The organism is Pseudomonas sp. NFX1 (assembly GCF_051123555.1).
In the GTDB taxonomy this organism is placed as follows: Bacteria; Pseudomonadota; Gammaproteobacteria; order Pseudomonadales; family Pseudomonadaceae; genus Aquipseudomonas; species Aquipseudomonas capeferrum.
Genome location: NZ_CP169366.1, coordinates 1086357 through 1109315 on the forward strand (window position 1 = coordinate 1086357; position 22959 = coordinate 1109315).

The 22959-nt window shown below is 64.3% G+C and carries 23 protein-coding genes and 1 pseudogene; 13 read left to right on the plus strand and 11 right to left on the minus strand.

What is annotated here, in order from left to right; translation table 11 throughout:
• Positions 1-19: 19 nt before the first annotated feature.
• From DJ563_RS04800 to DJ563_RS04810, 3 genes and pseudogenes are all read right to left on the minus strand, one after another.
• Positions 20-883: a methyl-accepting chemotaxis protein gene (locus DJ563_RS04800; protein ID WP_434519693.1), complete on the minus strand. Its 864-nt coding sequence runs from the start codon at positions 881-883 to the stop codon at positions 20-22.
• Positions 875-1645, minus strand: a pseudogene (locus tag DJ563_RS04805) (MCP four helix bundle domain-containing protein); the annotation flags it as partial. The gene DJ563_RS04800 and the pseudogene DJ563_RS04805, both read right to left, overlap by 9 nt.
• A gap of 228 nt (positions 1646-1873) precedes the next feature.
• Entirely contained in the window at positions 1874-3076 is a 1203-nt protein-coding gene (locus DJ563_RS04810; protein WP_434518921.1) for an NAD(P)/FAD-dependent oxidoreductase, read from the minus strand.
• Between the two features lie 511 nt (positions 3077-3587).
• Between DJ563_RS04810 and DJ563_RS04815 the strand changes: the two genes are divergently transcribed.
• Together DJ563_RS04815 and DJ563_RS04820 are read left to right on the plus strand one after the other, a co-directional pair.
• Positions 3588-4967, plus strand: coding sequence for an NAD(P)-binding domain-containing protein (locus tag DJ563_RS04815; RefSeq protein ID WP_274100220.1), 1380 nt, complete (start codon positions 3588-3590; stop codon positions 4965-4967).
• Positions 4968-5073: 106 nt separating this feature from the next.
• Positions 5074-5613: an RrF2 family transcriptional regulator gene (locus tag DJ563_RS04820; protein WP_434518922.1), complete on the plus strand. Its 540-nt coding sequence runs from the start codon at positions 5074-5076 to the stop codon at positions 5611-5613.
• Positions 5614-6024: 411 nt separating this feature from the next.
• Here DJ563_RS04820 and DJ563_RS04825 read toward each other — a convergent pair whose 3' ends face one another.
• On the minus strand, positions 6025-6936 hold the full coding sequence (locus DJ563_RS04825; protein ID WP_434518923.1) for an AraC family transcriptional regulator: 912 nt from the start codon (positions 6934-6936) through the stop codon (positions 6025-6027).
• A gap of 102 nt (positions 6937-7038) precedes the next feature.
• On the opposite strand from DJ563_RS04825, the gene DJ563_RS04830 reads away from it, so the two are divergent.
• Genes DJ563_RS04830 through DJ563_RS04850 form a run of 5 tightly spaced genes read left to right on the plus strand, consistent with a single transcriptional unit; the run spans position 7039 to position 11476 of the window.
• Positions 7039-7599: a carboxymuconolactone decarboxylase family protein gene (locus tag DJ563_RS04830; protein ID WP_434518924.1), complete on the plus strand. Its 561-nt coding sequence runs from the start codon at positions 7039-7041 to the stop codon at positions 7597-7599.
• A gap of 47 nt (positions 7600-7646) precedes the next feature.
• A complete protein-coding gene (locus DJ563_RS04835) occupies positions 7647-8711 on the plus strand; it encodes an acyl-CoA dehydrogenase family protein (RefSeq protein WP_043203150.1) in 1065 nt (354 codons plus the stop codon).
• Positions 8708-9529 carry an ABC transporter ATP-binding protein gene (locus DJ563_RS04840; protein WP_047583895.1) on the plus strand — a complete coding sequence of 274 codons (822 nt, stop codon included), beginning with the start codon at positions 8708-8710 and terminating at the stop codon, positions 9527-9529. Before DJ563_RS04835 ends, DJ563_RS04840 begins: the two co-directional genes overlap by 4 nt.
• Positions 9516-10721: an ABC transporter substrate-binding protein gene (locus DJ563_RS04845; RefSeq protein ID WP_033697347.1), complete on the plus strand. Its 1206-nt coding sequence runs from the start codon at positions 9516-9518 to the stop codon at positions 10719-10721. Before DJ563_RS04840 ends, DJ563_RS04845 begins: the two co-directional genes overlap by 14 nt.
• Positions 10721-11476, plus strand: coding sequence for an ABC transporter permease (locus DJ563_RS04850; protein ID WP_274100342.1), 756 nt, complete (start codon positions 10721-10723; stop codon positions 11474-11476). Before DJ563_RS04845 ends, DJ563_RS04850 begins: the two co-directional genes overlap by 1 nt.
• 31 nt (positions 11477-11507) lie before the next feature.
• Here DJ563_RS04850 and DJ563_RS04855 read toward each other — a convergent pair whose 3' ends face one another.
• Together DJ563_RS04855 and argC are read right to left on the minus strand one after the other, a co-directional pair.
• Entirely contained in the window at positions 11508-12194 is a 687-nt protein-coding gene (locus tag DJ563_RS04855) for a GNAT family N-acetyltransferase (RefSeq protein ID WP_434518925.1), read from the minus strand.
• 80 nt (positions 12195-12274) lie between these two features.
• Positions 12275-13216: an N-acetyl-gamma-glutamyl-phosphate reductase gene (gene argC / locus DJ563_RS04860; RefSeq protein WP_434518926.1), complete on the minus strand. Its 942-nt coding sequence runs from the start codon at positions 13214-13216 to the stop codon at positions 12275-12277.
• Between the two features lie 104 nt (positions 13217-13320).
• On the opposite strand from argC, the gene DJ563_RS04865 reads away from it, so the two are divergent.
• Positions 13321-14199 (plus strand): LysR family transcriptional regulator, encoded by an 879-nt coding sequence (locus DJ563_RS04865; protein WP_033697352.1) that lies wholly within the window; start codon positions 13321-13323, stop codon positions 14197-14199.
• A gap of 345 nt (positions 14200-14544) precedes the next feature.
• On the opposite strand, the gene DJ563_RS04870 is transcribed toward DJ563_RS04865, so the two are convergent.
• Positions 14545-15195, minus strand: a complete 651-nt coding sequence (locus DJ563_RS04870; protein WP_186659498.1) for a TIGR04211 family SH3 domain-containing protein — start codon at positions 15193-15195, stop codon at positions 14545-14547.
• A 203-nt stretch (positions 15196-15398) separates the two neighbouring features.
• Positions 15399-16448, minus strand: coding sequence for a cytochrome D1 domain-containing protein (locus DJ563_RS04875; RefSeq protein ID WP_434518927.1), 1050 nt, complete (start codon positions 16446-16448; stop codon positions 15399-15401).
• Between the two features lie 140 nt (positions 16449-16588).
• Here DJ563_RS04875 and DJ563_RS04880 point away from each other — a divergent pair, with 140 nt between their 5' ends.
• Positions 16589-17068, plus strand: a complete 480-nt coding sequence (locus DJ563_RS04880) for a VOC family protein (RefSeq protein WP_434518928.1) — start codon at positions 16589-16591, stop codon at positions 17066-17068.
• A 44-nt stretch (positions 17069-17112) separates the two neighbouring features.
• On the opposite strand, the gene DJ563_RS04885 is transcribed toward DJ563_RS04880, so the two are convergent.
• Entirely contained in the window at positions 17113-18864 is a 1752-nt protein-coding gene (locus tag DJ563_RS04885; protein WP_434518929.1) for a BCCT family transporter, read from the minus strand.
• A 312-nt stretch (positions 18865-19176) separates the two neighbouring features.
• Between DJ563_RS04885 and DJ563_RS04890 the strand changes: the two genes are divergently transcribed.
• The 4 genes from DJ563_RS04890 to DJ563_RS04905 all read left to right on the plus strand — a co-directional run bounded on the left by DJ563_RS04890 (position 19177) and on the right by DJ563_RS04905 (position 21353).
• Positions 19177-19494, plus strand: coding sequence for a hypothetical protein (locus DJ563_RS04890; RefSeq protein WP_274099905.1), 318 nt, complete (start codon positions 19177-19179; stop codon positions 19492-19494).
• Between the two features lie 8 nt (positions 19495-19502).
• Positions 19503-19703: a DUF1289 domain-containing protein gene (locus DJ563_RS04895; protein WP_186659508.1), complete on the plus strand. Its 201-nt coding sequence runs from the start codon at positions 19503-19505 to the stop codon at positions 19701-19703.
• 53 nt (positions 19704-19756) lie between these two features.
• Positions 19757-20398, plus strand: coding sequence for a LysE family translocator (locus DJ563_RS04900; RefSeq protein ID WP_274099906.1), 642 nt, complete (start codon positions 19757-19759; stop codon positions 20396-20398).
• A gap of 136 nt (positions 20399-20534) precedes the next feature.
• Positions 20535-21353 carry a substrate-binding periplasmic protein gene (locus DJ563_RS04905; RefSeq protein WP_274099907.1) on the plus strand — a complete coding sequence of 273 codons (819 nt, stop codon included), beginning with the start codon at positions 20535-20537 and terminating at the stop codon, positions 21351-21353.
• Here the strand turns inward: DJ563_RS04905 and DJ563_RS04910 are convergent.
• A complete protein-coding gene (locus DJ563_RS04910) occupies positions 21347-21940 on the minus strand; it encodes a nucleotidyltransferase family protein (protein ID WP_274099908.1) in 594 nt (197 codons plus the stop codon). The two genes, DJ563_RS04905 and DJ563_RS04910, sit on opposite strands and share 7 nt — an antisense overlap.
• Positions 21922-22950: an XdhC family protein gene (locus tag DJ563_RS04915; protein WP_274099909.1), complete on the minus strand. Its 1029-nt coding sequence runs from the start codon at positions 22948-22950 to the stop codon at positions 21922-21924. Before DJ563_RS04915 ends, DJ563_RS04910 begins: the two co-directional genes overlap by 19 nt.
• Between the last annotated feature and the right edge of the window lie 9 nt (positions 22951-22959).

The window sequence follows — 22959 nt, forward strand, 5'->3', positions numbered from 1 at the left end:
CGGCCCCGGCCATGTCTGATCAGACTTTGAATTGGGCAACCATGCCATTCAGGTCAACCGCCAACCGCGACAAATCCTGCGCCGCCGCACTGGTCTGATTCGCCCCCGCCGATGTCTGCATCGCCAGGTCACGAATGTTCACCAGGTTACGGTCCACCTCGCGCGCCACCTGTGCCTGTTCTTCAGAGGCGCTGGCGATTACCAGGTTGCGCTGGTTGATCGAGGCGATGGCCTCGGCAATCACCTCCAGCGCCTGGCCCGCACCCTGCGCCACTTCCAGGGTACCCGCAGCGCGCCCTTGGCTGCTGTGCATAGCCGTCACCGCACGCTCGGTGCCGGTCTGGATGCCCACGATCATCTGCTCGATCTCTGCCGTCGACTGTTGGGTACGGTGGGCGAGGGCGCGTACTTCATCCGCCACCACCGCAAAGCCGCGGCCGGCCTCACCCGCGCGGGCGGCTTCGATGGCGGCATTGAGCGCCAGCAGGTTGGTTTGCCCGGCGATTGCGCCGATTACATCGAGCACCCGGCTGATCTCGTTGGCGTTGCTGGCCAGCTGTTCGATTTCGGCCGAGGTGCCGGTCACGTCGTCGACCAGGTGCTGGATCGACGCCAGCGCCTGGTTGACCTGGTCGCGGCCGTCACGGGTGGTGCGGTCGGCGCCTTTGGAGGCGTCAGCGGTACTCACGGCATTGTTGGCCACTTCTTCCACGGCGGCGGTCATCTGGTTGACTGCGGTGGCTGCCTGGTCAATTTCGGCGCTCTGCTGATGCAGGCCGCGGCTGGTGTCTTCGGTGACGGTGTGCAGCTCTTCGGAGGCCGAGGCCAGTTGGTCGGACGAGGCGGCGATCTTGCGCAAGGTGTCGCGCAGGCTCTCTTGCATGCGGCCCAAGGCGCGCAGTAGCAGGGCCGGCTCGTCGCGGCCGGTGACCAGGATGTTCTGGGTCAGGTCGCCGGTGGCCACGCGCTCGGCCACGGCCACGGCAGCGGCCAGGGGCACGACGATGCTGCGGGTGAGCAGTGTGGCGATGGCGGCCAGTACCAGCATGATGACCAGCAATGAACCGATGATGGCGGTCAACGCCTGGTCAGCGACGTCGCTGCTGCGTTGCGAGGCCTCTTCGGCGCCCTTGCCGTTGTAGGCGATCAGCGCGGCCATGGCGTTCATCATGTTGTCGGCATGCTCGGAAAGCGGGCCGTTGATCTGCAGTTTGGCCTGGTCGAGGCGCCCGCCAGCAATGTCGCTGATGACCTGCGCCTGAAGGCTGACGTATTGCTCGTGGGCGGTATTGAAGCGGTTGAACAGGGCGCGGTCATCGGCGGCGATGATGGTGTTGTCGTAGGCCTTCAGGCCATCCTTGAGTTGCGCATTGATGCTTTTGAGCATGTCGAGACTGCGCGCACGCTCCAGGTCGGTTTCTTCCAGCGCTGCGCGCAGGGTGACCGCCCGCGCCCGGCCCAGGTTGCTGCTGATTTCACTGAGGGCTACCACGGCCGGCATCCAGGTGACACGGATTTCATCCGTGGCCTCGTCCATTTGCCGGGTTTCATAAAGGGCTATCAAGCCCATGGCCAGTACCAATACGCCCAACAGGGCGAATACGCTGGCTGCGCGAATGCCGATCTTCATATTCCGTAACTGCATGGAATGCTCCTTGACGGTGGCGTGCAGGCGTCAAGAGCATGGACGGAAGGCCGGCTCACCAGGGGGGTGCCAGCTCTCGATGCGCTGCGGATTTAGTGTGTGTGCCTTACCCTCGTACGTTTTTATTTAAATGATGTCACATAGCCATCATTATTGACCAGTCATTCAATGTAACGACGTGTGCTGACAAATCCGTCGTTTACTGACGGATTTGCCCGCAATCAGGTGTCACACGATCGGGATCAACGGGTCGGCAGCGGCCAGTGCCAGCGCACGGTCAGCGGCGGGCGGGTAGATCCATACCGAGTTGATCTGGCGTTTCAGCGCCTTGCCCTCCTGGCCGTGCAGCTTCAGCTCCCGTTCCCAGCCCTCGCTGTAGGCCGCGCCCCAGTCGCCCAGGTCGAGGCAGGTGACATATTTGGGCTGCCGGTAGATAACAGGTTCGACGCCGATCAGGTCGGCTGCCGCATTGTTGCCGGAATGCCGGCCCATGGGGATGGCGTGCTGGCAGGTCATCAGGGCGTGGTTGCCCAGGTCGTCGACGGCGGCCCATGCGGTGTCGCCCGTGGCATAGATGTGCGCCTGGCCGATCACTTTCAGGTGCTCGTCGACCCGCAGGCGGCCCGCGCCGTCACGTTCGCCAGCGACCTGTGCGGTCAATGGGCTGGCCTTGACGCCTGCGGTCCAGATCACGGTGTGGCTGGCGATGTACTCGCCGTTGTCGAGGGTCACACCGCCGGCGTCGACTGCCACCACCGAGGTGCCGGTCAGCCATTGCACACACGCTTGTGCCGAGGCGGCCTGGATCGTCGGGGTGATGCCCGCGCCTAGCGCCGCGCCCACGCTGGCGCCGCGGTCGACCAGCAGCACCCGCACCGGGCTGTCGTCACCCAGGATGGCGCGCAGGCGCGCGGGCATTTCGGTGGCGGTCTCGATGCCGGTAAACCCGCCACCACAGACCACTACGGTGTTGCGTGCGGGGGCGGCGGGCAGGGCGGCCAGCCGCAGCAGGTGCTGCTCCAGGGCGATGGCCGACTCCATCTGGTCGACATCGAAGCTGTGTTCGGCCAAGCCCGCCACCGGCGGGCGTGCTACCTGGCTGCCGGCGGCGAGGATCAGGCGGTCGTAGCCGAGCTGCTGTTGCTGCCCTGCGCCGTCGGTGTAGCTGACGCTGCGCCCGTCGGCATCGATGCGGTCAGCGTTGCCCTGGATGAAGTGAATGCCCACGGCCTCGAACAGCTCGCCCAGCGGCGCCTTCATGGCCTGCACATCCGCCTCGTAGAAACGTGGGCGAATGCGCAGTTCGGGTTGCGGGGCGAGCACGCTGATGCGCACGTCTTCGCGTTGCGCCTGGTCCAGCAGGCGGGCAGCGCTCAGGGCGCTCCAGACACCGGCAAAGCCGGCACCGATGATCAGGATGTTGGATTTCATGCAGGTGCTCCGCAGAGGTCGGATAGAGAAAAGGGGGCTTCGATCACACGTAAGGTGCCTCTCGAATAACTACGACTGTATTTGTCGTAGTTATTGCCTGCAAGCTTTTTTTCTTATCTACCCTCTCCTGCAGGGGCAGGGAGGAGGGGGCGGCAGGGCCGCAAACCTTGATATCCCCACCCCCATCCGTTATAGATAAAAAGGAAACCATAAAGAAAAGAGGCCATTTCAGCCCCCATGCACGAGATCACACGTATCTTCCGCCCCTCAGGCCCCCATTTCGCGCCCTGCGCAGATGGATACGGGCCGACCTCAATGACTCCCTCTCCGCTTTCGAGCCTGTTCCACGTGCTGTCGATCCCACCGGTCAAGCTCCTGCTGACCCAGATGCGCAAACGCCCCGTCCCTCCACCTGCACCGTAGCGCCTGAATTCCACCACCCCCGGCCTTTTGCCGTTCGGGGTTGGGGAGCCTTTGCTTTTTTTCAGCGTTCAACTGTTCAGGAATCACTATGACTCTTCGTGTCGCAATCATCGGTGCCGGCCCGTCCGGCCTTGCGCAACTGCGTGCCTTCCAATCCGCCCATGCCCAGGGCGCACCCATGCCCGAGATCGTATGCTTCGAAAAGCAGGCTGACTGGGGCGGTATGTGGAACTACACCTGGCGCACCGGCCTCGACCAGCATGGCGAACCGGTGCACGGCAGCATGTACCGCTACCTGTGGTCCAACGGCCCCAAGGAATGCCTGGAGTTCGCCGACTACAGCTTCGATGAGCACTTTGGCCGGCCGATTTCCTCGTACCCGCCGCGCGAGGTGCTGTGGGACTACATCCAAGGTCGCGTGAAGAAGGCCGGGGTGCGCGACTACATCCGCTTCAATACCGCAGTCAAGAACGTCAGCTTCGATGAGAACACCCGCGAGTTCACCGTCAGCGCCCACGACTACAGCGCGGGGCTTGGCATCGAGCAGGTGTTCGATTACGTGGTGGTGGCCAGCGGGCACTTCTCTACCCCGCACGTGCCGGAGTTTGAAGGCTTCGAGCGGTTCACCGGGCGTATCCTGCACGCCCACGACTTTCGCGAAGCGATGGAATTCAACGGCCAGGACCTGCTCATTGTCGGCAGCAGCTACTCGGCCGAAGACATCGGCTCGCAGTGCTACAAGTACGGCGCGCGCTCGATCACCACGGCTTACCGTACCCAACCGATGGGCTACAAATGGCCCAAGGGCTGGGAAGAGCGCCCGCAGCTGGTCCGCGTCGAAAACGACCTGGCGTTTTTCGCCGATGGGTCGAACAAGCGCGTGGATGCAATCATCCTGTGCACGGGCTACCAGCATCACTTCCCGTTCCTGCCCGATGAACTCACCCTCAAGACCAACAACCGCCTGTGGCCTGCCGGGTTGTACCAAGGCGTGGTGTGGGAGCAGAACCCGCAGTTGCTCTACCTGGGCATGCAGGACCTCTGGTACAGCTTCAACCTGTTCGATGCACAGGCCTGGTTTGCTCGCGACTACATGCTGGGGCGCATCAAGCTGCCGGCCAAGGCGGCCATGCAAGCCGACAGCGCGCGCTGGCGCGAGGATGAGGAGCAGCTGGCAACCACAGCTTCGATGTATGAATTCCAGGGCCGATACATCAAGCACCTGATCGAACAGACCGATTACCCGCGCTTCGATATCGATGCGGTAAACCGCATCTTCCTGCAATGGAAGAGCGACAAGAAGCACGACATCATGGGTTACCGTGACAAATCGTACCGCTCAGTGATCACCGGCACCAAAGCCGTGCCTCACCATACCCGCTGGCTGCAGGCGATGGACGACTCGCTGCAGGAGTACCTGCGCGAAACGGACGGCAAGCAAGGTGAGGTGAAAGTGCTACGCGGGTAGCCGCCGGCCCTGACATCGCGACCAGGTTCTGTGGCAGGCGGGGAAGTGCTTTGCGGTGCTGGCCTTCCCCGCGTATCATTTGCGACAAAGTTGGTCGGAGATTGATATGGCGCTTTACAGTGCTGGCGTCGAATACGGCATCCATTGCCTGTTGTACTTGGTGGGCGAGCGCGGTGACACGCGTGAGTCCAGCGTGCGCGACCTGGCTGAGTTGCAAGGTGTGCCTCAGGAATACCTGGCCAAGGTCTTCACCAAACTGGCCCGCGCCGGGCTGGTGGCTGCCACCGAAGGCGTGCGCGGTGGTTTCCGCCTGGCGCGGCCGTCGGACGAAATCAGCGTGTTGGACATCGTCAATGCCATTGACGGACCCAAGGCTATTTTCGACTGCCGCGAGATTCGTGAGCGTTGCACGCTGTTCGAAGGTTCGCCTCCCGGTTGGGCGACTGAAGGCACCTGCGCGATCCATGCGGTGATGCTGGGGGCGCAGAAGCGCATGGAAGAGGCGCTGGCGCAGCAGACCATCCTCGACCTGGCGCGACGTTTCGGGCGCAAGGCGCCTGCGGCGTTTGGGCAGCAGGTCAATGAGTGGATGGGCGAACGGCGCGAGCGCAAGGGCGGGGGGGATATCCCGGTCGGTCAGCTGTAAGGAGCGCTCAGATTCAGTACGAACTGTCTGCAAACTGGCTTCTCACCGATGCACAACCTCTGAATTGAGTTGCGAATCGGTGGGAGGCCTGTTCGGCGCGGTTGGGGCCTGATGCAGCCTTTACTCTTTTGGAGTAAAAACTCGGCGACTTCGCAGTTCTGATCGGGTATTTCTGTCAAATTTTATTGGCAGGTAACGTCATGCCGAGGTTCATTTTTAATTCTGATGCACGGCAGGCGACTTTCATGGTAGGCACGAGCCTCTATGAAGCGCCTGGCCGAGGATGCTGACAACTGGCAAAAATGCTAGTTCTAATGCCGCGGTTCCGGCCTGATCACCTACAAGCCGATCGCTACAAAGACCGACAACTACCTACCTACCTGGGCTTGCCTGCGATGTTCCGAGAAACGGTCAGCGGTTCTCATGCTGGCGCCGATACGCCCCCGGCTGCACCCCCACCGCCTTGGCAAACGCCCGGGTAAACGCCGCCACCGACTGATACCCCACCTGCGCTCCTACCTGCTCAACGGTGTTCCCTGCCTGCAGCAGCTGGCACGCATGGCGCATGCGCAGGGCCAGCAGCACCTGCCCCGGTGACTGCCCGGCCAGTTCGTTGAAACGCTTGAAAAACGCCGAGCGCGACAACCCCGTGCACGCCGCCATGCTTTCCAGCGTCCACGCCTGCCCAGGCTGTTCGATCAGTTGCGCCAGCAACGCGGCAAACGCCGGCTGCCGAGCCAGGGCCACAAGCCCGCCGAGGGGCTGCCCGGCATGCACTTGCTGGCGCAAAACGTACAGGAACAACAAGTGCGTCAGCCGCTCAAGCAGGGTCTGCGATGGGGCTGGCAGGCGCTCGCATTCTTCCAGGATCAGCCCGAAAAGCGCTCGCGCCGCATGCCCGGCAGGCTCGTCGGCGCGCAACAGAATCCAGTCGGCCAGGCCCTCGACGATCAGTGACGACAGCCCCGGGCGGAAGTGAAAGAACCCGCACACCAAGCCCACGCCATCCCCGGCATGGGCATCCAGCGCCTGCATGGCCTGGCGCGGCTGGGTACAGGCGCTTGCCGGGTCGTGGTCGCTGGACAACCGATACGCCAGGTCGCGCAGCAGGAACACCGCATCGCCGGCCTCCAGCCGCAGCGCCTCGGCTTGGCCGTCGATGTGCAGCCAGCAATATCCTTGCACCACCAAGTGGAAGCTGGCGCGGCCCATGCCCTGGGTGCTGGCGTGCCAGCCACCGCAATAGCGGCCGACATGAAACAGGCTGGCATCGAGCTCCAGGCCTTCTAATAACCAATCGACAAGGTGGCTGGACGAAATCATCTAATGCAAAGACTCAGGAGCAAGGAAAGGCGACTGATGAATATGGAGGCGAATTCTTATAACCAACAGACTGTAAGGACACCCACCACAGGAGACCACTCCATGTCCTCGCGCATTACTTTACACACTCTGCAGAGCGCCCCGGAAGCGGCCCGTCCATTCCTCGAGAACGCCCAGAAGAATTCCGGCTTCATCCCCAACCTGCTGGGCGTGCTGGCCAACGCCCCGGCCGCCCTGGAAACGTACGTGACCGTGTCGGCGCTCAATGGCAAGTCCGAGCTGACCCTGGCCGAGCGAGAGGTGGTGCAGCTGATTGCCGCTACCCAGCATGGCTGTGACTTCTGCGTCGCCGGCCACACTGCGGTGGCCTTGAACAAGGCCAAGCTGCCCCAGGACGTGGTCGATGCGCTGCGCGCCCGTGGCGAACTGCCCGATGCACGCTACGAAACCCTGGCCGCGTTTGCCCGTGAAGTGATCGCCACCCATGGCAACGTCAGCGAGCCCACCTACCAGGCATTTCGCGATGCCGGCTTCAGCGAAGGCAACGCCCTGGAGGTGATTCTTGGCGTGAGCCTCGCAACCTTGTGCAACTTTGCTAATGTCTTCGCCCAGACACCGCTCAACGACGAACTCAGCAAGTACCGCTGGCAGCCGTCTGCGTAAGCCAAGTGTGGTGCCGACCACGCCGGCGTTTTCAAAGGAGTAGAGACATGCTTGATCCCGCATTTCGGCAATGGCTGGATGCCAACGCCGAGGCAATCGACCAAGGCGTGTGCGACCCGCACCTGGTCCTGGCGCACATCGCCGAAGCGCAAGTGCTGCGCGTCGGCGTCGATCCGGCCCAGGGCGGCACGGGCGGGCAGGTGAGCGACGCGGTCGAAGCGATCGCGGCCATTGCCAGCCGTTCATTGGCGGCGGCGTTCGTCTGCTGGGGCCAGCGCGCCTTCATCGAATACCTGCTGCAAAGCCCCAACCAGCTGCTGCGCGAGCGCCTGTTGCCGCGCCTGTTGACGGGCGAGCTGGCCGGTGCAACCGGGCTGTCCAATGCCATGAAGTTTCTCTCCGGCATCGAGAGCCTGCAGGTGCGAGGCCGCCAGAGCCGCGACGGGTGGCAGCTTGAAGGCCGGCTGCATTGGGTGACCAACCTGCGCAAGAGCGGTTTTGTGGTGGCGGCAGCCATCGAGGGGGATGCCGAAGGGGCACCGTTCGTGGTGGCCATTCCATCCGAGGCGCAAGGGTTGGAGCGCTCGGACGACCTGCAACTGATGGGGCTGCAATCGAGCAATACCGCCGCACTGGCGTTCCACCAGGTCGAGCTGGGCCGCGAGTGGCTGCTGCACGAGAATGCCCGCGCGTTCCTGCCCAAGGTGCGCCCGGCCTTCCTGGCACTGCAATGCGGCATGGCCATCGGCCTGGCCCGGCGGGCACTGGATGAGGTGGCGGCACACCTGCAAGGCCGTGGCTCGTTCCTCGACGAGGCCGGCCAGGTGCTGAAGGCGCGCCTGGAAAACACCGTAAGCGAACTCAAGCAGGGCCTGCTCGACGAGCGTTTCCTGCAGCAGCCGGCGGCGCTGTTCAAACTGCGCATCACCCTCGCCGAATGCGCTGCCGACGCGGTGCAGTTGGAGCTGCAGGCCAGTGGCGGCAAGGCCTACCTCAGTGAGTATGGCGAAGGCTTCGCCCGCCGTTGGCGCGAGTCGGCGTTCGTGCCGATCGTGACGCCGAGCCTGGTGCAACTGCGCGCCGAACTGCAACGCCAGGCGGGCGCCGCATGAGCGAGGTACTGCTCGACGCCCGTGCCATCAGCCTGGGCTACCCCCGCGAGGGGGGCTGGCAAGAGGTGCTGGCACAGTTCGACCTGCAGCTGGCGCCGGGCGAGGTGGTGAGCATCCTGGGCCCCAGTGGTGTCGGCAAGTCCAGCCTGTTGCGGGTGCTGGCCGGCCTTCAGGCACCGCGTGGCGGTAGCGTGACGCTGCGCGGCGAGCCGCTGCAAGGGCCGCATCCGCGCCTAGCGGTGGCCTTCCAGGACCCCAGCCTGCTGCCCTGGTTGAGCCTTGAGAAGAACGTCGCCTTCGGCCTGGACTTTGCCCGCCAGCCTAAATTGGCGGCCAGCGAGCGGCGTGCGCGCATCGACCATGCGATTGCCGCCGTGGGCCTGGCCCATGCGCGCAACCAGTACCCGGCGCAGTTGTCCGGTGGCATGGCCCAACGCACGGCGCTGGCCCGCTGTCTGGCGCGTCAACCTGAAGTGCTGTTGCTTGACGAGCCGTTCGGCGCCCTCGACGAAGTGACCCGCGCCGACATGCAGCAACTGCTGCTGCAACTGATCGCCACCCACAATACTGCGGCGGTGCTGATCACCCACGATATCGACGAAGCCCTGCTGCTGTCCGACCGGGTCCTGCTACTGGGCAACCACCCAGCGCATATCCTCGGCCAGTGGTGTATCGACCTGCCGCAGCCGCGCACGCACCGGGTCGAGGAACTGGGCGCCCTGCGCATCGAGATCGTCAAAACCCTTCGGCGGGCAAGCCGCACAGTCGAACCTTCCCCAACCCCCTTGCCCTCGGAGGCTGTCCATGTGCATGGATGACTGCTGTTCTGCTTCGTCGCGTCGCGACTTCCTCAAGCTTGGCGCCATGCTCACTGCCGCCGGTGCCTTGCCGTTGCTGTCGAGCTTGCAAGCCCGCGCTGCCGCCGAACCGGACGCGCCGGTGCGCATCGGCTACTTGCCGATCACCGACGCTACGCCGTTGCTGGTGGCGCACAACAATGGCCTGTTCGAGGCCGAAGGCATCAAGGCCGAGCGCCCGGTGCTGCTGCGCAGTTGGGCGCAGGTGATCGAGGCGTTCATCTCCGGCCAGGTCAACGTGATCCACCTGTTGTCGCCAATGACCGTATGGGCGCGGTACGCCAGCAAGGTGCCGGCCAAGGTCGTGGCCTGGAACCATGTCGGCGGGTCGGGCCTGACCGTGGCGCCCGACATCACCGACATGAAGCAACTGGGCGGCAAGACCGTGGCCATCCCGTTCTGGTACTCGATCCATAACGTCGTGCTGCAGCAGATGCTCAACGACAACGGCCTGACCCCGGTGTCCAAACCGGTCAACACGCAGCTTGCGGCCAACGAAGTCAACCTGCTGGTGCTGCCGCCGTCCGACATGCCCCCGGCACTGGCCAGCAAGCGTATCGCTGGTTATATCGTCGCCGAACCGTTCAACGCCCTGGCCGAAAACCTCAAGGTTGGCCGTGTGCAGCGGTTTACCGGCGATGTCTGGCGCAACCACGCCTGCTGCGTGGTGTTCATGCACGAGCACGACCTCAACAACCGCCCGGAGTGGTCGCAGAAGGTAGTCAACGCCATCGTCAAGGCCCAGCAATGGACCCGCGAGCACCGCGCCGAAGCCGCCGCATTGTTGTCCAAGGCCGGCCCCAACAAGTACACCCCGCACGAACCTGCGGTGCTGAGCAAAGTCCTGGCCCCAGCCGCCGAGGATCGCGCAGCCTATATCGCCAGTGGTGCGATCCAGCACCAGCAGTGGGACGAGCGGCGTATCGACTTCCAGCCTTACCCGTTCCCCAGCTACACCGAGGAGCTGGTCAAGCGCCTGCAGCGCACGTTGATCGAAGGTGACAGTGGTTTTCTCGCAGGCCTGGACCCGGCGCAAACCGCCCGCGACCTGGTCGATGACCGCTTCGTGCGCAACGCCATCGCCGCCGTTGGCGGGCCATCGGTGTTCGGCATTGCCGACAGCTTCGAGCGTAGCGAGGAGTTCGCGGTCTGATGGGCAAGCATGTGGTTCATACCGGCCTGGGCTTGGCCGGGCTGTTGCTGTTGCTGCTGGTGTGGTGGGCAGGTGTGGCGCTGTTTGGCGAGGCCGACGGCCTGTCGGCGCGCTTCGCGCCCGAGGCCACCCTGGCCAGCCTGGTCGAGCTGCTGGGGCAGGGCGAGGTCTACGGCCACGTCTGGGTCAGCCTCAAACGTATTTTGATCGGGCTGCTGTTGGCGCTGTTGATCGGCGTACCCCTCGGTTTGCTGGTGGGCAGCTACCGGCACCTGGAGGCGGCGACCACGCCGGCCTTCCAGTTTCTGCGGATGATTTCGCCGCTGTCGTGGATGCCGGTGGTGGTGATGCTGATGGGGGTGGGCGACCAGCCGATCTATTTCCTGCTGGCCTTCGCCGCGCTGTGGCCGATTCTGCTCAACACCGCTGCGGGCGTGCGCCAGCTCGACCCGCGCTGGTTGCAACTGAGCCGCAGCTTGAGTGCCACGCGCTGGGAGACGTTGTGCAAGGTGATCGTGCCGGGGGTGATCGGCCATGTGCTGACCGGTGTGCGTCTGGCCATCGGCATCCTGTGGATCGTGCTGGTGCCGTGCGAGATGCTGGGGGTCAGTGCGGGGTTGGGGTATTTCATTCTCGACACCCGCGACCGGCTGGCGTATTCGGAGCTGATGGCGATGGTGCTGCTGATCGGCGTGCTGGGGTTCATGCTCGATGCCCTGGCGCGTGGCTTGCATCGGCGCTGGGTGCATGGCTGAAAACAGTAGGGGCCGCTGTGCGGCCCCCGTATCAATGCACGGTCTTGCGCTGCCTTACACAGGCCTGCGCCTGAACAGCCAGCTCGTCCAGCCGCTCGTCGCGCATCTGCTCGGCCTCGATCATCGCATCCTCGCCCTGCTGGTTGAGCAGGTAGGTATGGATCTGGTGCACCTCGGTGGTCTGGTAGATCGGCCCGATATCCAGCCGGCCAATCAACGCCCCGCTGGCTTGCCCGGTGCTGCTCATCAGCACCTGCGGCCCGTTGGCCGCCACCACCTGCATGCCCATCGCTTCGAACCAGGGTACCTGGCCGGCGAAGGTGTTCAGTTCGACGCAGGTGTGGCGCGCCTGCAGGTCAGCCAGCAGGGCGCGGGCGATACCTTGGCGGCGATGGCTGGTGCGCACGGCGAGAAACGCCAGCGCGCAGGTGGCCGGGTCGTCATCCGCCGGCAACGCCAGGGCGAAGCCGAGCAACTGGTCCGGGGCGTCGGCATCCAGCGCCAAGGTCAGCGTTACCGACAGGCCACCGGTACCGTCCATGGCCTGCAGGTACTGGTGCACCTCCATCCCGACACCGTACTGGTACAGCGGATACAGCGGGTTGTCGGCAAGAATGGCAACGCTGCTCAATTCGCCGACGTGGTTGATCACCAGCTCACGGATCTGGTTCTGGAAAGACTCGGGCGGCACGCTGTCGAGGCGGCTCAGGATGAACATCGGGGGGCGGGCTCCGGCGGGTAGGAATACAACCCGCGCCTTGCTGACGCGGGTAGTACAGTCTAACCGGTTTTGCCGAATCAGCCTTGCGCGTGTAGCGCCGCGAGCATCAGCTCGAGGTTTTGCACCGCCGCCCCGGAGGCGCCCTTGCCAAGGTTGTCGAACACCGCAGTCAGCAATACCTGGCCATGCTCCGGGTTGGCGTACAGCGCCAGGCGCAGGTCATTGCTGTCGTTCAGCGCTTCGGGGTCGAGCGCCGCCGCCGGGCCTTGCTGATGCAGGGGCATCAGTTGCACGTGGCGAGCCCCTTCATAGTGCTGTTGCAGGCAGGCATGCAGCTGTTCGGCGCTGACCTGGCCGGGCAGCAGGCGCAGTTGCAACGGGATGCTGAGGACGATGCCCTGGCGATAGGCGCCGTAGCCGGGCATGAACACTGGCCGCGCCGACAGCCCGGCGTGCTGCTGGATCTCCGGCACATGCTTGTGCGCCAGCTCCAGGCCATACATTTGCAAGGTCGGGGTTTTCTCGGTACTTGGCTGCTCATGGCGCTCGACCGCCGCGCGGCCGCCACCGGAGTAGCCCGAGATGGCATGAATGCTCAGTGGGTAGTCGGCTGGCAACAGCCCGGCGCTGATCAGCGGGCGCAGCAAGGCGATTGCACCTGTGGGGTAGCAGCCAGGGTTGCTGACACGCTTGCTGTGGGCGATACGCTCGGCTTGCTGTTCATCCAGCTCCGGCAGGCCATAGACCCAACCTGGGCTTGTGCGGTGGGCGGAACTGGCGTCGATAACCCGTACTTGCGGGTTATGGATCGCCGCCACGGCTTCGCGCGCTGCGTCATCGGGCAGGCAGAGTACGGCGATGTCGGCGCTATTGATCGCTTCGGCGCGGCGTTGTGGGTGCTTGCGCTCGGGTTCGGGCAGGGTCAGCAGGCGCAAGTCGCTGCGCCCGTGCAGGCGCGCGTGAATCTGCAGGCCAGTGGTGCCTTGGTCACCGTCGATGAAGACAACAGGGGTGTGCATGGTCGGGGTCCGGTCGGGGGAGAGATGGCCTATGCTCGCCTGCGGCTGGACTAAAGGAAATTTGAATATCATGATGCTGACGTTCATTTTTACTGAAGCATGCCATGCGCGAAATCAGCCTTGACCGCCTCCGCACCCTGGTCGAAATCTCCGACCTGGGTTCTTTTGCCGAGGCCGCACGCCGGCTCAACCTGGCCCCGCCCACCATCAGCCTGCACGTGGCCGAGCTGGAGGCGCGGGTGGGCGCCCCCTTGCTCACCCGTAACCGTGGCCAGGTGCGCCCTACGGCCATTGGTGAGACGTTACTGGCCCGCGCCCGACGCCTGCTGGCCGACGCCGACCTGGCCCTGGAAGAGGTTCGCCGTCAGGTCGAAGGCCTGACCGGCCGGGTACGGTTGGGCGCCTCGACCGGCGCCATCGCCCACCTGTTGCCCAAGGCGCTGGAACACTTGCGTGTGGCTCACCCGGGGATCGACGTGCAGGTCCAGGTGCTGACCTCCCAGGCGTCACTGGCGCGGCTGCGCGAGGGGGCCTTGGACATTGGCCTGGTGGCCTTGCCGCAAGTTGCGGGCAAGGGGCTAAAGGTCACACCTTGGCGGCGCGACCCGATCCTGGCCTACGTGCCGGCCGACTGGCAGCCGCCGGCCAAGGTAACGCCGGCATGGTTGGCGCAGCGGGCGTTGATTCTGAATGACAGCAGCACGCAGTTGTCGCGGGTGACGGGGGAGTGGTTCGCGGCGGCGGGGTTGTTCCCCGCACCGCGCATCGAGCTGAACTACAACGATGCGATCAAGAGCCTGGTGGGGGCGGGGTACGGTGCGACGTTGCTGCCGCAGGAGGGCGACGCGGCGGAGCTGGACCGGCGTATTGCCCGCCGGCCGTTGCGTCCGGGGTTGTGGCGGCAGTTGGGGATTGCCTGCCGAGAGGGGCAGGTCGAGCGGGCCACGGGGTATGTGCTGGAGGCGCTGGAGCGGTTGTTGTAGGGCACCTGCTGGCGCTGGGAAAGCATTAGGGCTGGCGGGTGCATGCCATGATGCTTTCAGCGCCTGTGAGATCGAGCGCCGCCCGCGCGGCGCATCGCGAGCGAAGCTCGCTCCTACATCTGTTTCGGGCCAGTGAGTCCTTTTATATAGGCGCGCGACCCCTTGTTTGTACGACGCGATGTCGAGCCGGGCGCCAAGGGGCCGCGCGCAAATACTTCAGGAATAATTGGCCCGAAACAGATGTAGGAGCGAGCTTCGCTCGCGATGCGCCGCGCGGGCGGCGCTCGATCTCACAGGCGCCGCCCCCCCAAGACATGCACCTTGAGCTCCACTGTCGCCCTCACCTCAGAACCAGCGGTCGTTCTTCTTCCGCCCGCGGGTCAGCGCCGGCATGATCAACCCCACCAACAAACCCGCGCCGGCAATGCTGCCGCCATACACCATATAGCGCATCATCACCTGCTTGTTCTCGTCCCCCAGGCGCGCCTGGGTGTCGCGCAGGGTCGACTGGCTCTGGTCCAGCTGCTCGTTCAGCGCCTGGTTGCGCGCCTCCAGCTCATCGATCAATTGCTTGCGCGAATCCAGCGTTTCCTGCATGCCCTGCACGCGGTTCTTCCAGCTGTCATCGATACTCTTGAGCTGCCCGGACAGGTCCGCCACCTGGGCATCGAGCTGCGGTAGCCGCTCGCCCTGGCCAGGCACGTCCTGCAGGTCGCTGCTGAGGATCCACACCAGGTCACCATTCTGCCCGCGTACCTGGCTGTAGCTGCCCTGGCTGCCGACCAGGGTCAGCTTTTGACCAGATTTGAGCGTGCCGACGATGCGGTGGCCATCGGTCGGCCCACTGCGCACATAGGTACTCAGGCTGTCACTGACCCAGCGCGCATCACTGGCAGGCGTTTCGGCATGCACCGGGGCGGCTAGGGCCACCAGGGCTGCGATCAAGCCGCCGCGCAGGGCTGGGAGGGCGGAAAATGTTGGACGGGAGTCGGGCATGTTGAGTCTTCGCTGAAACAGGACAAAAGTAGGCCCGATGACTGGGCCGATGAACCGGTCGGTGAGTTGACCGTCAGCGAAAGACCGTTTTTATGTAAGCAGGTTCACTACCTGATGTCGGAAATGTCTGCAGAATGTTGCAAAAGCCGAGGTGCACGGCCTGTCACGATGGTGGTTGAAACACCGCAACAGGCGCGTGGCGATCAGCTCTCTGGCTGCGGCACGATGGCCAGTGCATCAGGCTCTGGCCCGGTTTGCCAGCGTGCCTTCTCGCGCCAGTCAGCGGTATCGATGACGGCTACCTGGTCACCGCCACTGATGGCCACGTAGACCCGTTTGCCATCCGGCGAGACCACCGCACCGATCGGCAGGGCTTCGGCACCCAGCAGTGTCTCGCGGTATTCGGCACCTTCCTGAGCCAGGCTGATGCGCTTGATCTCGCGCTTGGCCGCGACATCGAACACGGCCAGCTCCGCCGACTTGGCGCAGGTGACCAGGGCATGCTTGCCGTCCGGGGTCATTACGACGCGTATCGGAAACAGGCCGGTACGGAGGCGGTCGGTGACCTCCAGGCGTTCGGCATCGACGATCACCACTTCATTGCCTTCGCGATTGCTGACCCACACCTGTGCGCCCGTCTGGGTCACCGCAACGCCCTCACTGCCGTTGCCGGTGGGGATGTCGGCGATCTTCTTCTTGTGCAGCAAGTCGATGACCGACAACGTGCCGGAGTCTACATGGGTTACGTAGGCGCGGTCCGCACCGGGCGACAGGGCGACCATGTGCGGCTTGCCGCCGCCGACGTCGATGCGGTCGAGGACCTGGCCCTGGGCCAGGTCGACGATCAGCAGGCGCTCGCTGTCCTCGGTGGTGACCACCACCCGCTGGCTGTCCGGCAGGAAGCGGATGCCGTGGGGGCGCGAGTCCTTGCCCAGGTCGATGGTGCGCACCACGCTGCGTGACGGCCAGTCGATCACGCTCAGGCTGTTGTTGGCGGTGCCGTGGGCGCCATAGTTGCCCACCACGGCCAAGCGGCCATTGCTGGCAACTACCACCTCGTGCGGGCCGGTGCCCACGGGCAGGCGGACCAGTTCCTTGCCGTTGCTGATGTCCAGTGCCGAGACACTGGCATCGGCCTTGTTGCCCACCAGCAGCACATCCTGCGCCTGAACCAGCGGCGCGCAGGCCAGTAGTGCGCCAGCCAAGGCCAGGTTACGGATGCGGAGGGCGATCGGGTTGTAAGGGTAGGGCATGTCCAGTCTCCTTTGGATTACAGTCCATGTTGCATGCTCACAGGGTGTGACCGGGGCAGGGTGGCAAGGGTTTCGTTTTTTTGCCGCGCCACGCTCACGATCTAGACTGAAGGGTTCACACCTGTTCATGGAGCTACACCATGACTGCCAAGAATACGGTTTGCCTCTGGTACAACAATGATGCCGAGGAGGCGGCGAACTTCTACGCCGCAACCTTCCCCGACAGCCGCGTGGTGGCGGTTCACCAGGCCCCCAGTGATTACCCGTCGGGCAAGGCGGGTGATGTGATCACCGTCGAATTCACCGTGATGGGCGTGCCCTGCGTAGGGCTTAACGGCGGCACGGCGTTCAAGCACAGCGAAGCGTTCTCGTTTCAGGTCAGCACCGAAGACCAGGCCGAGACTGACCGCCTGTGGAACGCCATCGTCAGCAATGGCGGCGAAGAGAGCGTCTGCGGCTGGTGCAAGGACCGATGGGGGGTCTCGTGGCAGATCTGCCCGCGCATCCTGATCGAGGCCATCGGTAACCCTGACCGGGCGGCGGCCAAGCGGGCCTTCGAGGCCATGATGGAAATGGGCAAGATCGATGTCGCCGGGATCGAGGCGGCATTGAAGGGCTGACGGCGAGCAACCCAGGGGCCGACTGACGGCCCCCAGCTCGCGGCTTAGTCGTTCAACTCCACGTCGGCCTGGGGTTGTGTCTGCTTGGTCGCAGACTTCTTCTCCTGCACCACGATGTAGAACTCCTCGCCATGTTTCACCGCGCCATACAGCACGGCCTTTTCGATCAGCTCGGTACCCCGCAGATGCCGCAGCATCATCGGGTCCTTGCGCAGGTCGCGGTACAGCGCCAGGCACAACAGCACCATCACCACGACAAACGGCAGCGCCACCACGATCGTCAGGTTCTGCAACCCCGTCAGTGCCTCGCCGGGGTTGCTGGGGTCGCCGATCGCCAACATGACCGCCGCCACCGTGCCGGTCAGCGCCCCCCAGAAGATCACGGTGCGCCGCGACGGTGCGGGGGTGCCGTGTTCCGACAGGGTGCCCATGACCAGTGAGGCGGCATCGGCGCCGGAGACGAAGAAGATGCCCACCAGGATCATCACCAGCACCGAGGTCAACGAGGCCAGCGGGTAGCTGTCCAGCAACTGATAGAGCGCGTGGTTGCTGTTGACGGCGCCATTGACCAGCGCGAAGCTACCCTCGCGCAGGGCGTCGATCGCCGCACCGCCGAAAATGGTGAACCACACCAGGCTGACCAGGCTCGGTACCAACAGCACCCCGGTGACGAACTGGCGAATGGTGCGGCCGCGGCTGATGCGGGCGATGAACATGCCGACGAAAGGCGTCCAGGATATCCACCAGGCCCAATAGAACACGGTCCAGCCGGCCAGCCAGCTGTCCATCTGCTCACCGCCGCTGGCGTTGGTGCGTGCCATCATTTCTGGCAGCAGCTTGATGTAGATGCCGATCGATGTGGGCAGCAGGTTGAGCATCAACAGCGTCGGGCCGACCAGAAAGACGAAGGCCGCCAGCACCAGTGCCAGCACCATGTTGGTGTTGGACAGCCACTGGATACCCTTGCCGATGCCGGACACTGCGGAGGTGACGAAGGCAATGGTCAGCAAGGTGATGATCGAGATGTAGAACAGCTTGCCGGGGCTCTCGATCCAGCCGTTGTATTCCAGGCCGCCGGCGATCTGCAGGGCGCCCAGGCCGAGCGAGGCGGCAGAGCCGAACAGCGTGGCGAAAATCGCCATCATGTCGATCACGCGGCCAACGGGGCCGTTGGCGTGCTTGCCGATCAGCGGCCGAAAGGCCGTGGAAATCAATTGCGAACGGCCGCGGCGGAACGTGCCGTAAGCGATCACCAGGCCGACGATGGCGTACATGGCCCAGGGGTGCAGGGTCCAGTGGAACAGCGTGGTGGCCATGGCCACCTGCATCGCCTCGCTCGATTGCCCGGTCGTCGTTCCAGGAGGGGGCGTCACATAGTGCGACAGGGGCTCGGCAACGCCGAAGAACATCAGGCCGATGCCCATGCCGGCGCTGAACATCATGGCCACCCAGGAAACGGTGCGGAACTCTGGCGCTTCGCCATCACGCCCCAGCGGGATCCTGCCATAGCGGCTGGCGGCCAGCCACAGCACGAAGATGACGAACACGGTCGAGGTGAGCACGAAGAACCAGCCAAAGTTGAGAATGACCCAGGACTGTGCCGACGACGCGCTGGCGGCAAGGCTGGCCTGGCTGACGAAGCCCCAGATGACGAAGGCAATGGCCAGAATGCTGGTGATGCCGAAGACGATCCAGTCGATCTTGCCCTCCAAGTGCCTGTCCTGGCGTGCCTCGGCGGTTTTCGAGGGGTCCGTAACGCCAAGGTCGAGCGTTTCGGTGATGTGTTCCTTTGCCATGAATAGTGATGCCCCTTTGTGGCTTACCTGCGTATGCAGGCTTGTTGTTGTGGGCTGCCGGGGTCGGTGACGGTCTCGGCGGGAAGTGCAGCTGGCCGGATTATCCTGCTTGGCAAACAGCGGCTCCTGTCCCGATAACGCCCTGGGGCGTCCACTGAACGACCTGTTTAATACTTTTAGTTCCGGGGGCGATGGCCCTTTCTGCGCCGCGTTCTGGTACCCTGATGGGCATTAACCTGGCCTGCATTCCCGAGCACCGTAGAAGCGGCGTTGCCTGCGGGCCTGGCCTTACCAGGAAACGGAGATTCGTCAATGGCCACTGACCGTGTGAGCCTGATTCATTTCGATAAATTGAGCATGAGCCCGGCTGCTGCCGATCGGTTCCAGACAGCCCTCGACGCGCTGGAAGCGCTCAAGCTGCAGGACCGTTACGTGTACCTCGTTGCTCCTTATCTGGGTGATATCGCCGACGCCTCCGACCGTGAGCAACTGGCCACGGCCATGGAGCAGGGCATCCGCGTCGTGCATGACCTGCTGGCCGCCAAGTCGATCACCAAAGCGAAGTCCGACGAGCTGTGCAACGTGTTTGAAAATGCCGCCGAGCGTGTGCGCGCTGAAATGCCGGCCTGAAGGGTGCAATGGCCAAGGACATAGACAACCCCTGCGTTTCGCTATGCCAGCTCAACAGCGAGCTGTGCGTAAGCTGTGGCCGCAGCCGTGAAGAAATCCGCAAGTGGCGTGGCATGAAGCGCCCGGAGAAGATGGCCACCGTGCAGCGGGCGGCCACGCGGATGAAGGCCATCGTCAAGAAGAGCGCGAAGCGGCAGAATGCCGACTGACCTTCGCATGCTGTTATAACCCGCGTTCCCTGAACCTTTATCGAGCCTGGAAAATGGATTCTCACTCGCTTCTTGCCTTTACCCTGGTTGCCGCGATCGCCATCGCCAGCCCTGGTCCTGCGACCCTGATGGCGATCAACAACAGCCTGGCCCATGGGCAACGCAGCGCGGTCTGGTCTTCACTGGGCAATGGCTCGGGCCTGTTCTGCCTGTCGGCAGCGGCCATGCTCGGGCTGGGGGCGTTGCTGGCAAGCTCCGAAGTGCTGTTCAACGCCGTCAAGATCATCGGCGCGGGTTACCTGTTCTACCTCGGCGCACGGCAGTTGTTGAAGAAGAGCCCGATGTTGGAGGAGGGCGCAACCGCCGGGGTGGCCAAGGAGCGGCCGACACCGCTCAAGCTGTACAAGTCGGCATTCCTGACGGCAGTGACCAACCCCAAGGCGACCATGTTCTTCACGGCGCTGTTCCCGCAGTTCATCGACCAGGGCGCCGCGTTGCTGCCGCAGTTCCTGATCCTTACCGGAATCTTCGTCGCCTTGTCGCTCGTTTCACTGACCCTGTACGCCGCGCTGGCCTCGCGGGCCAAGGGCGTGTTGACCCGGCCGGCGCTTTCGCGCTGGGTGAGCCGGGTCGTGGGCACGACCTTCATCGGCTTTGGTGCGGCGATTCTCACAATCCGTCGACAGTCGGCGTAGGTTTTTGCGGGCCGCCTGACGACGCGCAGCGGCCCTGGCAACTCCCCGGTCGATGAAAACCCTGGCGGCTGGCTGCCGATGGGCCAGACTGTCTACACCACGCGAAGCCAGATGCCCCATGTGCCGAGGGTTGTAGATGATCGAGCGTTGCTTTCGCCACGCCTTGCTGTCGTTGCTGTGCGCGCTGCTGCTGCCTGCGGTTGCAGGCGCGCAGGAGGCCTGCCAGCGCCTGACGGCCACCGGTAACCCCGAATACCCTCCTTATTTGTGGCGCGACCCGCATAACCCTCAGCAATTGATCGGGGCCAATGCCGACCTGCTCAAGTACCTGGGCAAGCAACTTGGGCTGGAGGTCGAAGTGGTCTACGGGGGGCCTTGGTCCCGTGCCCAGGAGCAAGTGCGCACAGGCCGTATCGACCTGCTCGCCGGGTATTTTCTGACCCAGGCACGGCAGCAACTGATGGACTTCATAAGCCCGGCCTTTCTGCACACGCCCAGCGTGGTCTGGGTACGCCAGCAAGGAGCCTTTGCCTACCATCAATGGGCTGACCTGCAAGGCCGTAAAGGCGGGATCCTGGTCAATAACAGCCATGGCCAGCAGTTCGATGACTATGCCACGGCCAACCTCACGCTCGAAGCGGTGCCCAGTGCCAAGCAGGCCTTCGAGAAGCTGCTGCTCAAGCGCAGCGACTACGTGGTGTTCGAGCACTATCCAGGCATGGCGTTGGCGCAGACGCTGGGCATGCAAGACAGCCTGCAGGTGCTAGACCCGCCGGTGTCCAGCGAAGGCTTGTACCTGGCGCTGTCGCATCAATCACCGTGCAACCAGCCGCAGTTGCGCGAAGACCTGGCACGGGAGATGAAAGCGATCGTTTCCGGCGCATTGCCAGAACAGTTGTTGCGCCAGAACCTGGAGCGCTGGCATCAACAGCACACAGCAGCCATTGTTCAATGACCCATCGGTAAACCGAGGGCCTGAGGGACATCCACGTCCAGCACCACCCCGGCATCGTCAACGGCGACCGTGATACAGGCGTGCGGGTTGTCCAGCATGACCTGCCGGCCGCCCTGATCACCTTGCAGTTGCGCCAGCGCCGGCCAGAACGCACGGCCGAAAATCACCGGATGCCCGCGCTGCCCCTGGTACTGCGGCAACACGATGTGTGCTGCACTGGCTTGCCGGCAGAGGGCTTGCAGGCTGCCGGGTGCGATCCATGGCATATCTGCCAACAGCACCGCCACCGCCTGGGCCTGTGTCTGCAGCAGCGCCGTAACCCCGGCCGCGAGGCTGGCGCCCATGCCAAGCGCTGCCTGCTCGGCCCGCACGATATGGGCTCGCGGGTCGATACCCAGGTGCTGCGCATCGTCACCCGGCCGTAGCACGACGTGCACTTCTGCGAAATGATCGAATGCGTGCGCCAACGCCGTGGCCAGCAGGGTGTGCCCGGAGGGCAGCCGTGCCAGGCGTTTGTCGCTGCCAAAGCGCTGCGCACGCCCGGCCGCCAGCACCAGCGCGGCGCAGATCACAGGTTGTGCTGGCACGCCTCGGCCTCCCGGGCAAGCTTGGCCTTGGTCACGTTGACTGCGCCAGGCAGGCACACGTCGTTCTTGGCCGCGAGGATCTCGGCCATGACGCTGACGGCGATTTCGGCCGGGGTCTTGCTGCCGATGTAGATGCCGATAGGGCCGTGCAGGCGCTTGAGGGAGGCTTCAGTCTCGCCAAAGTGTTCGATCAGGCGCTCGCGGCGCAATTGGCTGTTGCGCCTGGACCCGATCGCGCCGATGTAGAACGCCGGGCTGTGCAGCGCCTCGAGCAAGGCCAGGTCGTCAAGTTTGGGGTCGTGGCTGACGGCAACGATGGCGCTGCGCAGGTCGGGGGCGAAGGCACGCACCACGTCGTCCGGCATGCCGGCCAGTTTCGAGACGCCCGCGACGCCCCAGCCGCCCATGTATTCAGGCCGTGGGTCGCACACCGAAACGTTGAAGCCATTGAACAGCGCCATGGTCGCCAGGTACTCGGCCAGCGCGCCGGCGCCGATCAGCAGCACGCGGTAGCCAGGGCCGAGGGTGCTGAGCATGCGCTGGCCATCGAAGCTGAACTGCTCGGGCGTGGTGCTGGGGATGAGCGCGGCTTCGCCGCTGTGCAAGTCCAGTTCGCGGCGCACCAGGCTGCCACTGTCGAGGCAGGCCAGCAGTTGTTCGAGGTGTTCTGCCGAAGGTTCGAACTCGAGGACCAGTTGCAGGGTGCCGCCACAGGGCAAGCCGAACCGGTGAGCGTCCTCGGCGCTGACACCGTAGCGCACCACCTCGGGCAGCCCGGTCTGCATACCTGGGCCACCGTAGGCAGTGGTGTAGCGGTGGATGAGGTCATCCTCGATGCAGCCACCGGACACGCTGCCGACCACGCGACCGTCGCTGCGCAACGCCATCATCGAACCGACCGGGCGAGGGGACGAGCCCCAGGTGCGGGCCACAGTGGCCAGCAAGACGCGCTCGCCGCTGGCAAGCCAGTCGCGAGCGGTGCGCAGGACCAGCAGGTCGATGCTTTCCATCATCTTTCT

Bases quoted from the DNA above. Each gene is read 5' to 3' on its own strand.
- DJ563_RS04800 (WP_434519693.1), bottom strand. From the start codon at position 883: ATGCAAGAGAGCCTGCGCGACACCTTGCGCAAGATCGCCGCCTCGTCC.
- DJ563_RS04810 (WP_434518921.1), bottom strand. From the start codon at position 3,076: ATGAAATCCAACATCCTGATCATCGGTGCCGGCTTTGCCGGTGTCTGG.
- DJ563_RS04815 (WP_274100220.1), top strand. From the start codon at position 3,588: ATGACTCTTCGTGTCGCAATCATCGGTGCCGGCCCGTCCGGCCTTGCG.
- DJ563_RS04820 (WP_434518922.1), top strand. From the start codon at position 5,074: ATGGCGCTTTACAGTGCTGGCGTCGAATACGGCATCCATTGCCTGTTG.
- DJ563_RS04825 (WP_434518923.1), bottom strand. From the start codon at position 6,936: ATGATTTCGTCCAGCCACCTTGTCGATTGGTTATTAGAAGGCCTGGAG.
- DJ563_RS04830 (WP_434518924.1), top strand. From the start codon at position 7,039: ATGTCCTCGCGCATTACTTTACACACTCTGCAGAGCGCCCCGGAAGCG.
- DJ563_RS04835 (WP_043203150.1), top strand. From the start codon at position 7,647: ATGCTTGATCCCGCATTTCGGCAATGGCTGGATGCCAACGCCGAGGCA.
- DJ563_RS04840 (WP_047583895.1), top strand. From the start codon at position 8,708: ATGAGCGAGGTACTGCTCGACGCCCGTGCCATCAGCCTGGGCTACCCC.
- DJ563_RS04845 (WP_033697347.1), top strand. From the start codon at position 9,516: ATGTGCATGGATGACTGCTGTTCTGCTTCGTCGCGTCGCGACTTCCTC.
- DJ563_RS04850 (WP_274100342.1), top strand. From the start codon at position 10,721: ATGGGCAAGCATGTGGTTCATACCGGCCTGGGCTTGGCCGGGCTGTTG.
- DJ563_RS04855 (WP_434518925.1), bottom strand. From the start codon at position 12,194: ATGTTCATCCTGAGCCGCCTCGACAGCGTGCCGCCCGAGTCTTTCCAG.
- argC (WP_434518926.1), bottom strand. From the start codon at position 13,216: ATGCACACCCCTGTTGTCTTCATCGACGGTGACCAAGGCACCACTGGC.
- DJ563_RS04865 (WP_033697352.1), top strand. From the start codon at position 13,321: ATGCGCGAAATCAGCCTTGACCGCCTCCGCACCCTGGTCGAAATCTCC.
- DJ563_RS04870 (WP_186659498.1), bottom strand. From the start codon at position 15,195: ATGCCCGACTCCCGTCCAACATTTTCCGCCCTCCCAGCCCTGCGCGGC.
- DJ563_RS04875 (WP_434518927.1), bottom strand. From the start codon at position 16,448: ATGCCCTACCCTTACAACCCGATCGCCCTCCGCATCCGTAACCTGGCC.
- DJ563_RS04880 (WP_434518928.1), top strand. From the start codon at position 16,589: ATGACTGCCAAGAATACGGTTTGCCTCTGGTACAACAATGATGCCGAG.
- DJ563_RS04885 (WP_434518929.1), bottom strand. From the start codon at position 18,864: ATGGCAAAGGAACACATCACCGAAACGCTCGACCTTGGCGTTACGGAC.
- DJ563_RS04890 (WP_274099905.1), top strand. From the start codon at position 19,177: ATGGCCACTGACCGTGTGAGCCTGATTCATTTCGATAAATTGAGCATG.
- DJ563_RS04895 (WP_186659508.1), top strand. From the start codon at position 19,503: ATGGCCAAGGACATAGACAACCCCTGCGTTTCGCTATGCCAGCTCAAC.
- DJ563_RS04900 (WP_274099906.1), top strand. From the start codon at position 19,757: ATGGATTCTCACTCGCTTCTTGCCTTTACCCTGGTTGCCGCGATCGCC.
- DJ563_RS04905 (WP_274099907.1), top strand. From the start codon at position 20,535: ATGATCGAGCGTTGCTTTCGCCACGCCTTGCTGTCGTTGCTGTGCGCG.
- DJ563_RS04915 (WP_274099909.1), bottom strand. From the start codon at position 22,950: ATGGAAAGCATCGACCTGCTGGTCCTGCGCACCGCTCGCGACTGGCTT.